Raw genomic sequence first — 13133 nt, 5'->3', positions numbered from 1 at the left:
GGCTTCATCCTCCACTGATGGAAAGCTCTCACCAATCGGGCTTTTACGGGCAGTTATCTCCCGCCTTTCTTCTTTGCTATTCTCTGAATTTTGAGGTGGGGTCTTACTGCCCGTTAATGCGGGATAAATAAGAGAAAAGCAACCTATAATTGTTAGGTTGCTTTTTTCGTGCGCGTAATGAACTTTTCAAATGCTGCGACAAGTACATACATAAGTGTTGCGAGAATGCATGTAAGAAGTACGCTAAGTAACACGAGCGTAAAATTAAATACTTGAAAGCCGTAGCTAATTAAATATCCAAGTCCTTCTTTGGAAATAAGCAATTCGCCGAAAATAACTCCAACCCAAGAGAGACCGACGTTTACTTTTAATGTGGAAATAATCGCTGGAAATGATGCAGGCAAGATGACTTGTTTATAACATTGCCATTTGTTTGCGCCAAAGGTTTGCATGACTTTCAAATAATTGGCGTCTACTTCTTGAAAGGCACTATAAATGACGAGGATGGTAACGATGATGGAAATAATGACGCCCATCGCTACCGCAGATGAAATATTCGGACCGAAGATGACGATAATAATCGGACCGAGCGCGACCTTTGGCATTGCGTTTAAGACGACAAGATATGGATCGAGTACACGGGCAATGAAAGGGCTCCACCATAAGAAGGTTGCGATACACGTACCAAGAAGTGTTCCGAGTATAAAGCCAAGGCACGTTTCAAAGAGCGTTGTATATATGTGCGGCCAAAGGGAATTGTCCTGCCACTTTGTGATGAGTAAGTGAAAAATGCTAGAAGGCGAGCTGAATAGTAATGGATCAATCCACTGATTTCGACTAGCGACTTCCCATAAGGCGAAAAAGAGAATGAGGATAAATAGCTGCAACGTTCGTACAGCAAGTGTCCATTTTATTTCTTGTTTTCGAAAGTCTTGATGAATTTCTTTTATATTATCCAAGTTGTTCCAACTCCTTCCATATTAACTGGAAGAATGAAGGGAAATCAGGATGCTGGCGTGCTTCAAATGGTGAGAGGGCGCGAATGTTTTCTGGAACAGAAAAGACTTTGGCGATTCGGCCTGGTTTTGCTTGCAGTAAATAAATGCGATCGCTCATCGCAATCGCCTCTTCGATGTCGTGTGTAACGAGAAGTGATGTTTTCTTATATTCTTTTAAAATGGAAAAAACGAGTTCTTCTAATTTTAATTTTGTTTGGTAATCGAGTGCAGAGAATGGTTCGTCTAGTAATAATATTTTCGGATCTGTTGCGAGTGTCCGAACGAGAGCAGCTCGTTGGCGCATCCCGCCTGATAATTCACGCGGATATTGCTTCTCAACTCCCTGCAGTCCGACTTGTTCCAATAACTGCAAGGCATGTTGCTTCGTTTCTGATGTGTATGCTTTTGTAATGCGTAAGCCGACTGAGATGTTCTCTTCAATCGTTTTCCACGGAAACAAATAATCTTGCTGAAGCATATAACCGATGGAGGATGTTGGTTTTGTCACACATTCTCCATCGAGAAAGACAGTTCCTTGAATTGGCTGCAGTAAACCTGAGATAACAGAAAGAAGTGTTGTTTTGCCGCAGCCGCTAGGGCCAAGGAAGGAGATAAATTCTCCATCCTCAATTGTTAAGGAAATCTTTGATAAGACGAGGCTGGCGTTTTCTTTTGAGAAGAAGCAATGAGATACGTTAGAAAGCTGTAGCAATTTCATTGCACGGTCCTCTACTTCTTAATAACGCTTTCTGCAATGGAAGTATTCACTAATGTGTCATGTGGTACTTCTTTCGGTAATTCGCCAGCTTCTTTCATAATACTTTGCAGTTGTTTCCACTCTGCTTCATCTAATAATGGATTCGTTGCGTACGAATGTTGCGTTTTGTAACGATCAATAACTTTCACCATAATATCTTTTGATGTATCTTTAAAGCGCGGTTCAATGGCTTTTGCAATTTCTTCTGGGCTATGTGTATCGACCCATTGCTGCGCCTTATAAATAGCGCGTGTGAATTTTTCTGCAGCTGCTTTATCTTTCTTTAAGAAGCTTTCTTTTGCCATAAAGTTTGTATACGGAACCGTTCCAGATTCAACGCCAAAGGAAGCGACAATGTAGCCTTTTCCTTCTTTCTCGAAAATACTAGCAGTTGGTTCGAAGAGCTGTACGAAATCACCTGTACCAGAAGCAAAGGCATTTGCGATATTCGCAAACTCGATATTTTGGATTAAATTTGTATCTTTGTGCGGATCGATTCCATGCTTTTTCAGTACGTATTCGCCAACCATTTGCGGCATGCCGCCTTTACGTTGACCGAGGAAAGTTGTGCCTTTCACATCACTCCAATTAAAGGAATCCAATTTTTTACGAGAGACGAGGAATGTTCCGTCTGTCTGTGTTAATTGCGCAAAGTTAATGACAGGGTCTTTTGCGCTTTGAGCGTAAACATAAATAGATGTTTCTGAACCGACAAGGGCAATATCGATGCCATTTGATAATAAAGCTGTCATCGTTTTATCGCCACCAGCTGTTGTTTGCAAATCAATATCTAATCCTTCATCTTTAAAAAATCCTTTTTCCATAGCGACATATAACGGAGCATAAAATAATGAATGTGTCACCTCGCCAACGCGTACTTTCTCTACTTTTGTACTTTCTTCTTTTTTATTACACGCAACAAACGTAAAGACAGTAAGGAAGACAATTAAAAAACACGCTAGAACTTTTCGCAATTTATGACACCTCCTAAAAATACATCTACTGTAATGTATGTGGGTAAATGCCCATGTGTGAATGATTTTTAAGGAAGTGATGAAGGAAACGAACAGGAGAAAGCAAATATATGTATAGTGGGGGTGCGTATGTGAAAATGAATAATACAATTAGACAAGCAGTGAAGTATTTTGGAGGAAAAGAAGAAAGCTGCATAAAACTCGCTAGCGGGTTTCAAAATGAAGTATATGAGTATGCATATGAAGGAGAAAGGCGTATTCTACGCATTACGCATAGTTCTCGTAGAACAATCAAGCAAATACAAAGTGAAATTGATTTTATACGCAGTTTAGACGTAGATGGTGTGAACATTTCCCTGCCAGTTGCTTCTTGCTTTAGGAATGATATAGAACAAGTGGATATAGAGGGGGAGTCATTTTTTGTTACTTCATTTCTAAAAGCACCTGGCCAGTTTGTGAATGCTGCGAATGAGCAAGAATGGAATGAGAAGCTGTTTCAAAATTGGGGGCAAACGATTGGTAAGATGCATGCAATTGCTAAAAAGAATGATAGTGATTATAAAAAGTACGAGAGGCCGATTTGGAAGCCTGATGTAAAAGTTATGAATTTTTTATTATCAATAAGTAAACCATTAGCCATAAGCTATGAAAAAATGATTACAAAAATTCAGACGCTTTCCAAGGAAAGTGGTACATATGGATTGATCCACAATGACCTTCATCAAGGAAACTTTTTCGTTCAAGACAATACATTAACGATTTTTGATTTTGACGATTGCTCGTTTTGCTGGTTTGCACAAGACATTGCCGTATCATTTTATCATGCGGTGTGGCAAGAATTATCAGTAAGGCCGGAACATGTATCCTTTCCACAAGAATTTATGAAGTATTTCTTAGAGGGGTACAGTAAAGAGCATCGTATGAATAAAGAAATACTAAAGCAAATTCCACTTTTTCTTAAACTGCGGGAAGTCTTTTTATTTGCGCTGTTTCATGAAGTATGGGATTTTGATAAGTTAGAAGAATGGCAAGCTTACACATTAAAAGATTTGCAGTATCGGATTGAGCAGGGGGTTTCATATACAGATTTGGACTTTTTAAGTTTTGTGTAAGGATATAAAAAAGCGATGTAATAGCTCACTGAATGTGTAAGCTGTTACATCGCTTTTTTATACAGACCTCATTCAATATGTTATCAAAATTCTGAAAAATAGTCTATTTCTTTTTGCGGCGTGCAGCTAACATGAGAATGAAAATAATAATAAATGAGGAGGATGATACATGTCAGTATTTGATCAATCTTCATTTCAATGCCGCATAGAGTGGGGACGGCGCGGAGCAAGGGAGGCAGCAAAGCGAGGGGACATTACGATTATTGTAGATGTTCTTAGTTTTTCTTCAACAGTAGTCACGGCCCTGCATGTAGGGGCTGAAATCTTTCCATATCCGCCGCCATTGAATGAAAAAGCCAAAGCATATGCGCATCAATTAGGTGCAGGGCTTATGTTAAGCAGGGCAGAAGCCGCGAAAATGGGCAAGCATTCTTTATCCCCAGTAACATTTAGCGATGCTGATCAGGGGAAGAGGTTTGTTTTATGTTCATTAAACGGTGCGTCTTGCGCGTGGATTGCTTCGAAAGTTCCTGCTCTTTTTATTGGCTGTTTACTGAACGCCTCAGCTGTTGCGGAAGCTGCGAATCTCATCCAAAAACAAACTGGTGCAAATATTACGGTTGTTCCTTGCGGTGAACATTGGGAAGAGATAAAAGAAGATGAAAATGGCTTGAGACCAGCAATAGAAGATTATTTAGGAGCAGGTGCAATCATAGAAAAATTACAGGGAAGTAAGTCAGTTGAAGCACAGTTATGTATAGGTGCTTTTCAATATGCAAAGTCCAATCTTAATGAGTTTATTTGGGATTGCGGGAGTGGCCGAGAGTTACGTGAACGCGGATTTGCGGAGGACGTAACATATAGTGCATCTTTAAATTTACTGCAAGTAGTACCATTTTTGCAGAATAATCGGTTCGTGGATTTTTTTAAAATAAGAACTTTACCATGAGATGTATTTTTTAATCCCCTTAGTTGAATAAGAAGCCATTGTGATAAAATGTGCATTTGGTAATATAGATAAGATAATTATCTATACCATTTTTCTAGGGAGATTATTGAATGTTAAAAAAGCTAGTAACACTACTTACATGTAGTGTTACTAGCTTTTAGTTTAGCTGCATGTGGCAATCAGGCGAAAGCGACAGAAAATAAGGGTGCAAATTTACTGTTCATTTTGTACAAAATCGGTATATTGGATGTCATGGCTAAGAATTATTGCTTTCTTATCTCCAACTAAAGAATGCATTCTTTTTTTTCCTAATTCAGATTGATAAAATTTTATTTTTTCCCCTGCTAATGTTTCATAAACTACTTGAATTTTTTTAACAAAAGGTTGATATTGATGCTCTTTATTTAATTTATCGGAACATAATGGAATGAGAATTTCTTCATGTTTTTCAAAAAAATCAATCCACACTTTTATGGTATCAGTTTCTTCAAATTTTATATTGTTTCCAACAATTATTTTAAATTCACAGTTTATTATAACGTCTGGTCCGCCATACCGTAGAATTGAATAATAAGTAGTTTTGTGATTCGTTCCGAGTAACTTAGTGTAACCAGGTGTTAAAGCGATACGACTCTTATTTTTTCTATAAAACTTATTTTCTGAAAAATTAGCAACAATAGTAGCTGCTGATAAAAAAGAACGTTGACTTAACTTAAACTTTTGTCTTTCATTCATGAATTGAGAACTTGAAATAATTAATGCGACTATACCTCCAATAATTCCCCCAGTGTAACTTCCATAAAAACACACCCATGAACTTTCATTGCCAATAGTCAAGTTCCCTGTAGGGATATTGAGAACTAAGCCTATAATGATTGGAGTAATTACTACAATTGCTAAAATAATAATAATTTTTTTCCAATTAGATTTTATAAACTCTTTCAAAGAACTCCCCACCTTCCATCTACTAATCTCACCAAAAGGAAACAATATCTTCTTATTTAAATGTTTTTTTAATAATTACATAGATGTCCCATATAGCAGTAGAAATAAGCACAAATGATATAACTGAGTACATGTACAATATAACGTTTTGTTCATCTGGCAAATATAGAAACAAATAAACAACTTGTAAAAATACTAATAAGAATAACACATTACACAAATATACTAGATAAGTATCCTTGTTATTCTTTAATTGCGTCTTTGTTTGAAACGTAATACCGACTATTACAACAGCGAGCAACTCTATAATTGGACTCATTCCGTGCTTAGTTAATTCTTCAATTAATTTTTTTAATTGTTCTGGATGTTTTAAGGCAGTTTTAGATACCATGAACAAAGTATCAACTGCTAAAAATACAAAAAGTATTTGAAATGTTTTTATTAATGTATTTTTAATTTTTTTAAAATACCACCAAACAAATTACCTTATCCTACTAAATGTTCTACAGGTATAAGGTTAAGTACCCTATACCCATCAAGTTAAGAAATTCATTGAACCCAAAACGAAAAAATGGGTTGAACTCTCATAAATAACTGTAGAGAGATAAAATTTTTATTTTGGGGGATACTTCAAAATCTTAGCTTGATGGCGATAGGGTGCTGACGGCAAAACGCGGATTTTAAACGCTAAGGATATGCAGGATTTCATGCAGGCTACGAGAACGATTTGAACTGCCAAATGCTGTTGTGACGGGGATGTATGAAATTCTGCATACATCTGAGGGAACAGAAGGGTGGCAAACTCTTGGTATGAATAGATTTCTGAGATTTGGTTACTGCTGCTGATGAAACGTTGTGTTAACTTTATATGTATACGATATACAGATAAAATCTTTAAGTCCTTTTTACATAAAAAGGTATAATTTGATAAATGATTATTTTTGTGAAGATAGAGAAAGAAGAATTCTTTCGGATAAATCGTTAAATAAATATGGAGATTTTTTAAGTGTTCTTTAAGTATTCTTTCAGCGTTCTTTAAGTATTCTTTCAGTGTTCTTTAAGAATAATTTAATATGATAACTATACAATAAAAGACTATTGTACTAAGTTAAATTTAATAAATATTTTAAGTTAGGAGTTTTTTTATGCTAAAACAGTGGGTTAAAAATCCAAAAGAGAGGAAATTAATTTATGTTTCAATCATAGCAGCTTTCGTTATTCTTGCATGTGGATTTTGGACAATTGAACACAGAAATTCATTAACAATAAATATACCAACAGATATACCAGCAGATATAAATCATCAACATATGCACCACATGAAAAGTCCTTTGGAATTTTATGCCCAAAATAAAGCTTCTTTAGGTCGAATTGGTATTTTTGCTGCATTTGCCATGTTTCCTCTTTATTTTTTATTAAGACTCAAAAAAATAAAATTAAGCAAAGAGATGAAAGCATTTATTTCAAAAGTTTTGAAGTGGGTGAAATTATTTCATGTTCCTATTGCAGTTCTTGCATTCGCATTGATTACCATGCATGTAATTATTATGATATTTTATGAATGGAAAACAAATGCAATCTCTATATCAGGCGTTATTTCGTATATTTTGTTTCTTGCATTAGGAACATTGGGATTTCTACGATACAAACGAAAAGATAAAAATTGGCATTACTATCTTTCATTTGCTTTTGTGTGTTCCATGCTGATTCATACGTGGCTCTAAATTGAACTACCCCAACTTAGAAGGGGTTGTGTAGCAACCGAACCAAGTCTTACGTTAAGTATTAGCAGACATTCTGAAATTAAAAAACGAGAAGAGTGCAATCTAAAATCATCTGTGTAACTCAAAAATCTATATAAATTTAGTCATTTTCACCGTTTTTAATGTCCGCTAATGCTTATTGCATGATTTGGTTCAAAAAATTGCTACACAAAGGCCATATAGAATTTCAAAATGACTTCCATAGAATGTATACCCATATCCATTCACAGTAATTACATATGAGTTCATGAAAGTATTTGGAACAATGAACCATTTTCCTTACTGGAAGAAAGTGTTCCAAAAAGAGGCTAATGTCAATCCGAGAAGCAAAGTAACCATTGCCCAACCCCATATTTTACCGAACAACCTAGTATGATATTCTCCCATTAATTTTTTATCACTCGTCATCAAAACCATGAAAATAAGCAATGGCAGCATCAGAATACCACCGATGACTTGTGTGATAATAGAGATGAAGTTTAATGGCAAATTCGGTATTAAAATGGCAAGTGCAGCAAGGACCAGACTGCCGATATAGACCGCATAAAATTTCGGTGCATCCGAAATTTTGTCATTAAGGCTTTTGGACCAACCAAACAATTCAGCAATGCTCCAAGAAGAAGATAAAGAAACAGTTATGGATGCAAGGAAGCCGGCATTGAATAATCCCAGTCCAAATTTTGCTCCTGTTACAGCATAAGAAATTACCCCGCCAGCATCATTATAAGCCATTGCGGCGATTAAACCAGGTCCCATTAGAGCTCAAATGAGATAAAAAAAACGTCTCCATCCCTTCTTACGGTTTGAAACCATTTCATTAAACTTAGATTGACTTACATCAGGAGAGGTTAATGTTGATTGTTCTTTACTCATTGTGTTTCACATCCCATATGAAGTTTTTAAATTCTTCAACACATTATTCATAGGTGTTGAAAAATGTGCACGATTATTAACAACTGTTGAAAAAAAAAGAAACACTTCTCAACATGTCCAACTGCCGAATGACTATTGGTGAAAGTGAAAGAGGAATCTCATTAGTTGAAATGCACAAAGGAGAAATTGGGGTGCGAGATCGTTCAGACGGTAAACAAGGAGGTGAATTTTGGTTTACTCTTCCTGTTATATCGGAAAAGAAATAAGACTGTTGAAGGAGAATTAAATATTATAGTACCAAATAATTTTTATGATATAGAAGCAGGCAAGTATACAGGCCTGTTCCTATCCTTTCTATATAATATTATATAGAAAGGATAGGGGGTTCGTTTATTTGAGTGATATTTACAACAAGAAAAATGTGGAACTTTCCCCGCCTTGGATCACATATTTTAATAAAATTAAGTTTTCAATTGGAGCAGATCCAAAGGTAACAGTTGGGCCACTTATTTTAGATGATGATCATTATATTATTCTTGTAACAGTAACAGGAAATGAGAAGGCGAGGGCAATTGCAACACTTCTCAATCCTACGATAAGTTTCGGGAATATGAATGTAAATGTTGTTGTTTCAAATAGAGAAGGACAAATTGCCTCTCCATTTCCATGTCCGTTAGATGAGTTTGAAATTGCACATTATTTTCAAGCGGCATTAGAAGGAAATCTGTTTTTTGAGGATGTGGTTGTGAAATCGCAATTACCTGGAGGACCGAATGTAGTGTATCCTGTTTTTAAGCCTGAAGTTATCCAGTTTTTTAATGATGACATTTCGAATCTATGCAATACGTTTGTAGCAGTTGCGGCAGATGTGTTCAAAGATGTAATACAAAATACAATATGTGATGTACCTATCTTGTTTTCTACAAGTTGTGATGGAACAAGTGTAGCGAGCGAAAAATTAGCGGATTTTGAGGTGAAGAATAAGGGGACTGCACCAAAACTTTTTTTAAAAGAAGTAATCTAACTGGTATTATACTGTTTCCTCTTAAAATGAAGTAATCGCTATCCTTTTTTTATAGAAAGAATAGCGATTATTGTATTAATACCACCATTTCTCCTGTGGCAGTAACACAATATTTACATGAAAATTTTGCGAAAACCAATCATACATTAACGTTTTTTTCACTAAAAACTCAGATGCAGAATGAGAGACCCCGATCAGCGACATATTTGTATGAGGGATGTACTCTTTCATGATGGCATATTTCTTTTTGCCATATTCGTTATCGATATGACAATGCACTTCTCCGGTAATATAAGCCTGCGCCCCTTTTTCCTCTGCTTCTTGCATCATACTTACTTTATCACCGCAGCCAGCGATGATTGCGATTTTCGAAATATGAGAACGTGTTTGTCCTTCAAAGTCTACATAAGGGATGTTAAAAATTTTTTTTGCTTTTTCAATTAGTTCATTTGTATGTGTTGGAGTAATTTTACAAATCAATCCATCGCCTTCAGCGAAGCTTTCAATTACTGATGCATGTAGTGCTTTGGCGATGGCGATACTTGTACCATACGTTTGATGACGGTCCATTGGCGCGTGACATGTGTACACGGACAGTCCTTTTTCTTTTATAGTCCGTAAATAATGTTCTGGAATAGGAACGAATCCGCGCCCTGGTAAGCCTTGCGGGTCTCCGCATTCCATGACAAGAGGATGGTGCATAAATAATAAGTCTCCAGCTTTTCCTTCAGAAAGAAATCTGTCTAGTACTTCATCTGTTGGAAAGACAGCTAGAAATACGTTATGAACAGTATCTTCTCCTTTTAACATGAGCCCATTAAAGTATGTAACAAAATCATCTTCAAAGAAATCTTGCCACGGAAAAGAGATTGGATCGTAAACAGCTGGAATAAAACGGCTAAATCCAGGGTCTATTCCATATTTTTGCACTGCAAATAAAGTATCTAATTGATGTTGTATATCTAGGAGTGCTGGCATGACGAACCCTCCTTTGGAAAAATATATAAAGTGAAACTTTAATCCGTGGGGGTTTTCTTCATCCCCCACGGATTATTAGTTGAACCAATCGGGCTTTTACGGGCAGTTTATCTCCCACTTAACTTCTTTGCTTTCGCTGAATTTTGAGGTGGGAGTATAACTGCCCGTTAATGCGGGATAAATTTTATTATATATTTGAATGAATTTTCTGTATATATAAATCGAACTGATTTATAAAAAAAGAATGCTACAATAGGAGAATCGTTATATATGTAGGAGGAAAAAACAATGAATGTTACAGTGACAGACGCGGCATACGAGAAAATAAAAGAGATGATTCCAAGTGAGGCAAAATATATAAAATTATTTTATGATACAGAAGGATGCGGCTGTGTGATGAGTGGAATTATTGACTTAGTTGCTGTATCCGAAAAAGATGAGCGCGACGTAGAGATTTCATCAAACAAATTTCAGTTTATTGCAGACCGAACGAAGCTTGTTTTTATGGATGATAACTTGACTGTTGATTTTCAGGAATCAGGAGGGAATTTTCAATTAAAAAGCCCAAGTCAATATTATAATCCAAATATGAAATTGCATATTCGAGTGTAATTGATGAAATAAAAGGAAGAAAGCAGATTATGTTTGCTTTCTTCTTTTTTATTTCACTACTTGTATACGATAAGGTTCAGAGAAAACAAAGAAGATAGATGGAGGAAAAGAGTCTGTAGGAAATTCAGCGTTGAGGATTTTCATCCACTGATATTAGCACATATTAAGGAATTTCTTGTTCTTGAATAATTGTTTCGGTTTCGGTTGAGGAATCACCGTTTCCAAAGAGGTAGAAAGAAAGGCCTCCAAGAACAACGAGAAATAAAAAGAGAAGCAAAAAGAGGAAAAGTATAATAAGAATGATTTTCCGTTTCTTGTGTTGTTGCTGAGATAGTTGTTTTTCTGTACTCATATAATCCCTCCTTTATTATGATAAAACCTTATGCATACGTAAGAAAAAAATTCTAAATTTCAATGAAGAAAGTAGAATTTTGAAAGTGAGAAGGGATTTAAGTATGTTTCTTGAATCTTAATGAGGTAAAGTATCGGATATAGTGGGGGAAAGATATGAAAAGATGGGGAATTGAATTACTGCTTTTCTGTGTCGTGATTATATGGGGAATCAATTATACAATTGGAAAATACGGTCTTGTAGAATTAACTGCAATCCAATTTACAGCAATGCGCATGGTTACTGCTGCGCCGCTTTTACTATTGTTGACGTTTTACATAGAAAAGTCGCTTTATATTGCATGGAAAGATATTGTGAGGCTTATTTTTGTTAGTATGGTGGGGATTACGCTATATCAGACGTTGTTTATGGAGACGATTCAACATACGTCTGCAACAAATGCGTCACTATTAATTTCGATTTCTCCCATTTTTACAACAATGTTTGCTATATTTTTGAAAGAAGAACAATTTTCATCACGTAAACTCATTGGATCGGTCATTGCGTGTATCGGAGCTGCACTCGTATTACTTGCGGGGCATTCACTTGAACAATCTTTTTATGGGAATGCAATTGGACTCATTACTTCGATTTGCTGGGGATTGTATCCTGTCTTAGCAGGGCCGCTTATGAAGAAATATTCAGCCCTGCGCGTAACAGCCTGGTCAGCAGCAATTGGTGCAGTGCCACTTGTAATATTAAGCGGTTGGCAAATTGTTCAGCTGCCTTTTGTTATTCAGCACGGTAGTACATGGTTTTCGTTACTGTATTCTATTTTTCTTGTTACAGTGTTTGGACTTGTCATGTGGTACGTTGGAATCCAAAAAATCGGTGCATCCCATACGATGGTATATATGTATGTTACACCGTTTGTAGCAGTTTTATTTGCAGCAATATGGGCGAGAGAGCAGTTATCTTTACAACAAATGATAGGCGGGCTTGTTATTTTTGTTGGTTTGTGGTTTGTAAAATCTAACAAAGCTAATCAAACATTACTCGTAAAAGAAAATATATCAAAATAAGAAAGCAGAGCGAATCTGCTTTCTTATTTTTTTATTTTCGGTAAGAAAATAAGATACAAAATAGCTGTAATAAATGGAATCCAGTTGAGAAAAGGGAAGCGGAAATAAGTGACGAGAATTAGACCGGTGAGGAGAACGCTGAGAACAGCATAGAAAACACTATGTTTAGATGTATACCAATATAATGTTAAGCCGACGAGAGCTGGAATAACAAAATGAATAAGAGCGATTAAAAAGAAGAGCAATGGAAGTCCCTCCTTTATTGTATACTTACTATATAATATCCATATTTTTAAAGATTGATAGCTTATTTTTTAGAATTTGTCAAAAATGTTTGCGAAAGCGACACAATTAGTCATGCTGCTAGAAAAAGAAACCGTGTATAATGTTATTTTTTGAAAATGTTTTACTACTATAATTACTGTGTGTACAAGGGAAATTCTTTGGATATGGATAACTACACATTGGATGAAAATTTATATAGTTAGAAATTTTGCAGCAGCGATACTTGGCACAATTATTATGTACGAAATTGAACATCATATGGTGATGTGGGCATTTGCTGTTGGAAGTATGGGTGGATATGCATTAATTGTTATAAATTTAGCATATTACAGTATAAAAGATGCTAAGAAATAGGAAAGAGGCTTGCGAATTGAATCGTAAGCCTCTTTTTATATGTAAGTATGTGTTACTGCAAGAAAACGTGGGCTTTGTCGGTGAGTACTTGTTTTC

At 35.8% G+C, this 13133-nt stretch carries 15 protein-coding genes and 2 pseudogenes; 8 read left to right on the top strand and 9 right to left on the bottom strand.

All coding sequences use genetic code 11. From position 1 onward, the window contains the following. Positions 1-152 precede the first annotated feature (152 nt). The 3 genes from AB1284_RS19350 to AB1284_RS19340 are packed head-to-tail and all read right to left on the bottom strand — an operon-like array spanning position 153 to position 2729. Positions 153-959, bottom strand: a complete 807-nt coding sequence (locus tag AB1284_RS19350) for an ABC transporter permease (protein WP_429753399.1) — start codon at positions 957-959, stop codon at positions 153-155. Beyond that, positions 952-1716, bottom strand: a complete 765-nt coding sequence (locus AB1284_RS19345; protein ID WP_429753400.1) for an ABC transporter ATP-binding protein — start codon at positions 1714-1716, stop codon at positions 952-954. Before AB1284_RS19345 ends, AB1284_RS19350 begins: the two co-directional genes overlap by 8 nt. A gap of 11 nt (positions 1717-1727) precedes the next feature. Then, positions 1728-2729: an ABC transporter substrate-binding protein gene (locus AB1284_RS19340; RefSeq protein ID WP_429753401.1), complete on the bottom strand. Its 1002-nt coding sequence runs from the start codon at positions 2727-2729 to the stop codon at positions 1728-1730. 137 nt (positions 2730-2866) lie between these two features. Between AB1284_RS19340 and AB1284_RS19335 the strand changes: the two genes are divergently transcribed. Next, complete coding sequence (locus AB1284_RS19335; RefSeq protein WP_429754417.1) at positions 2867-3841, top strand: phosphotransferase enzyme family protein; 975 nt, start codon at positions 2867-2869, stop codon at positions 3839-3841. Between the two features lie 169 nt (positions 3842-4010). Further along, the gene (locus AB1284_RS19330) at positions 4011-4790 is read left to right on the top strand and encodes a 2-phosphosulfolactate phosphatase (protein ID WP_429753402.1); all 780 of its coding nucleotides are present in this window, start codon (positions 4011-4013) and stop codon (positions 4788-4790) included. A gap of 213 nt (positions 4791-5003) precedes the next feature. Here the strand turns inward: AB1284_RS19330 and AB1284_RS19325 are convergent, their stop codons facing one another. Together AB1284_RS19325 and AB1284_RS19320 are read right to left on the bottom strand one after the other, a co-directional pair. Continuing rightward, complete coding sequence (locus AB1284_RS19325; protein ID WP_429753403.1) at positions 5004-5735, bottom strand: hypothetical protein; 732 nt, start codon at positions 5733-5735, stop codon at positions 5004-5006. A gap of 52 nt (positions 5736-5787) precedes the next feature. Then, positions 5788-6132: a hypothetical protein gene (locus AB1284_RS19320; RefSeq protein WP_429753404.1), complete on the bottom strand. Its 345-nt coding sequence runs from the start codon at positions 6130-6132 to the stop codon at positions 5788-5790. Between the two features lie 748 nt (positions 6133-6880). On the opposite strand from AB1284_RS19320, the gene AB1284_RS19315 reads away from it, so the two are divergent. Continuing rightward, on the top strand, positions 6881-7459 hold the full coding sequence (locus AB1284_RS19315) for a hypothetical protein (protein WP_429753405.1): 579 nt from the start codon (positions 6881-6883) through the stop codon (positions 7457-7459). A gap of 318 nt (positions 7460-7777) precedes the next feature. On the opposite strand, the gene AB1284_RS19310 is transcribed toward AB1284_RS19315, so the two are convergent. Continuing rightward, complete coding sequence (locus tag AB1284_RS19310) at positions 7778-8254, bottom strand: divalent metal cation transporter (RefSeq protein ID WP_429753406.1); 477 nt, start codon at positions 8252-8254, stop codon at positions 7778-7780. 275 nt (positions 8255-8529) lie between these two features. Between AB1284_RS19310 and AB1284_RS19305 the strand changes: the two are divergent. Further along, positions 8530-8637, top strand: a pseudogene (locus AB1284_RS19305) (sensor histidine kinase); the annotation flags it as partial. 137 nt (positions 8638-8774) lie between these two features. Continuing rightward, a complete protein-coding gene (locus tag AB1284_RS19300; RefSeq protein ID WP_429754418.1) occupies positions 8775-9395 on the top strand; it encodes a hypothetical protein in 621 nt (206 codons plus the stop codon). Between the two features lie 75 nt (positions 9396-9470). Here the strand turns inward: AB1284_RS19300 and AB1284_RS19295 are convergent, their stop codons facing one another. After that, positions 9471-10373, bottom strand: a complete 903-nt coding sequence (locus AB1284_RS19295; RefSeq protein WP_429753407.1) for a Nif3-like dinuclear metal center hexameric protein — start codon at positions 10371-10373, stop codon at positions 9471-9473. A 288-nt stretch (positions 10374-10661) separates the two neighbouring features. On the opposite strand from AB1284_RS19295, the gene AB1284_RS19290 reads away from it, so the two are divergent. Beyond that, positions 10662-10985: an iron-sulfur cluster biosynthesis family protein gene (locus AB1284_RS19290; protein WP_429753408.1), complete on the top strand. Its 324-nt coding sequence runs from the start codon at positions 10662-10664 to the stop codon at positions 10983-10985. A 163-nt stretch (positions 10986-11148) separates the two neighbouring features. Here the strand turns inward: AB1284_RS19290 and AB1284_RS19285 are convergent, their stop codons facing one another. Beyond that, the gene (locus AB1284_RS19285) at positions 11149-11337 is read right to left on the bottom strand and encodes a hypothetical protein (protein ID WP_429753409.1); all 189 of its coding nucleotides are present in this window, start codon (positions 11335-11337) and stop codon (positions 11149-11151) included. Positions 11338-11492: 155 nt separating this feature from the next. On the opposite strand from AB1284_RS19285, the gene AB1284_RS19280 reads away from it, so the two are divergent. After that, positions 11493-12398: a DMT family transporter gene (locus tag AB1284_RS19280; RefSeq protein ID WP_429753410.1), complete on the top strand. Its 906-nt coding sequence runs from the start codon at positions 11493-11495 to the stop codon at positions 12396-12398. A 23-nt stretch (positions 12399-12421) separates the two neighbouring features. Here the strand turns inward: AB1284_RS19280 and AB1284_RS19275 are convergent, their stop codons facing one another. Beyond that, entirely contained in the window at positions 12422-12643 is a 222-nt protein-coding gene (locus tag AB1284_RS19275; protein WP_336484170.1) for a hypothetical protein, read from the bottom strand. Positions 12644-12890: 247 nt separating this feature from the next. Here AB1284_RS19275 and AB1284_RS19270 point away from each other — a divergent pair. After that, positions 12891-13037 (top strand): annotated as a pseudogene (locus AB1284_RS19270) (ATP synthase subunit I); the annotation flags it as partial. Between the last annotated feature and the right edge of the window lie 96 nt (positions 13038-13133).

Source organism: Bacillus sp. S2(2024), from assembly GCF_050474045.1.
Classification (GTDB): Bacteria; Bacillota; Bacilli; order Bacillales; family Bacillaceae_G; genus Bacillus_A; species Bacillus_A yunxiaonensis.
This window is presented reverse-complemented; position numbering and strand designations above follow the sequence as displayed.

Excerpts from the sequence above, each read along its gene's own strand:
- AB1284_RS19310 (WP_429753406.1), bottom strand. The coding sequence starts at position 8,254 with ATGGGACCTGGTTTAATCGCCGCAATGGCTTATAATGATGCTGGCGGG.
- AB1284_RS19330 (WP_429753402.1), top strand. The coding sequence starts at position 4,011 with ATGTCAGTATTTGATCAATCTTCATTTCAATGCCGCATAGAGTGGGGA.
- AB1284_RS19290 (WP_429753408.1), top strand. The coding sequence starts at position 10,662 with ATGAATGTTACAGTGACAGACGCGGCATACGAGAAAATAAAAGAGATG.
- AB1284_RS19295 (WP_429753407.1), bottom strand. The coding sequence starts at position 10,373 with ATGCCAGCACTCCTAGATATACAACATCAATTAGATACTTTATTTGCA.
- AB1284_RS19315 (WP_429753405.1), top strand. The coding sequence starts at position 6,881 with ATGCTAAAACAGTGGGTTAAAAATCCAAAAGAGAGGAAATTAATTTAT.
- AB1284_RS19335 (WP_429754417.1), top strand. The coding sequence starts at position 2,867 with ATGAATAATACAATTAGACAAGCAGTGAAGTATTTTGGAGGAAAAGAA.
- AB1284_RS19285 (WP_429753409.1), bottom strand. The coding sequence starts at position 11,337 with ATGAGTACAGAAAAACAACTATCTCAGCAACAACACAAGAAACGGAAA.
- AB1284_RS19345 (WP_429753400.1), bottom strand. The coding sequence starts at position 1,716 with ATGAAATTGCTACAGCTTTCTAACGTATCTCATTGCTTCTTCTCAAAA.
- AB1284_RS19280 (WP_429753410.1), top strand. The coding sequence starts at position 11,493 with ATGAAAAGATGGGGAATTGAATTACTGCTTTTCTGTGTCGTGATTATA.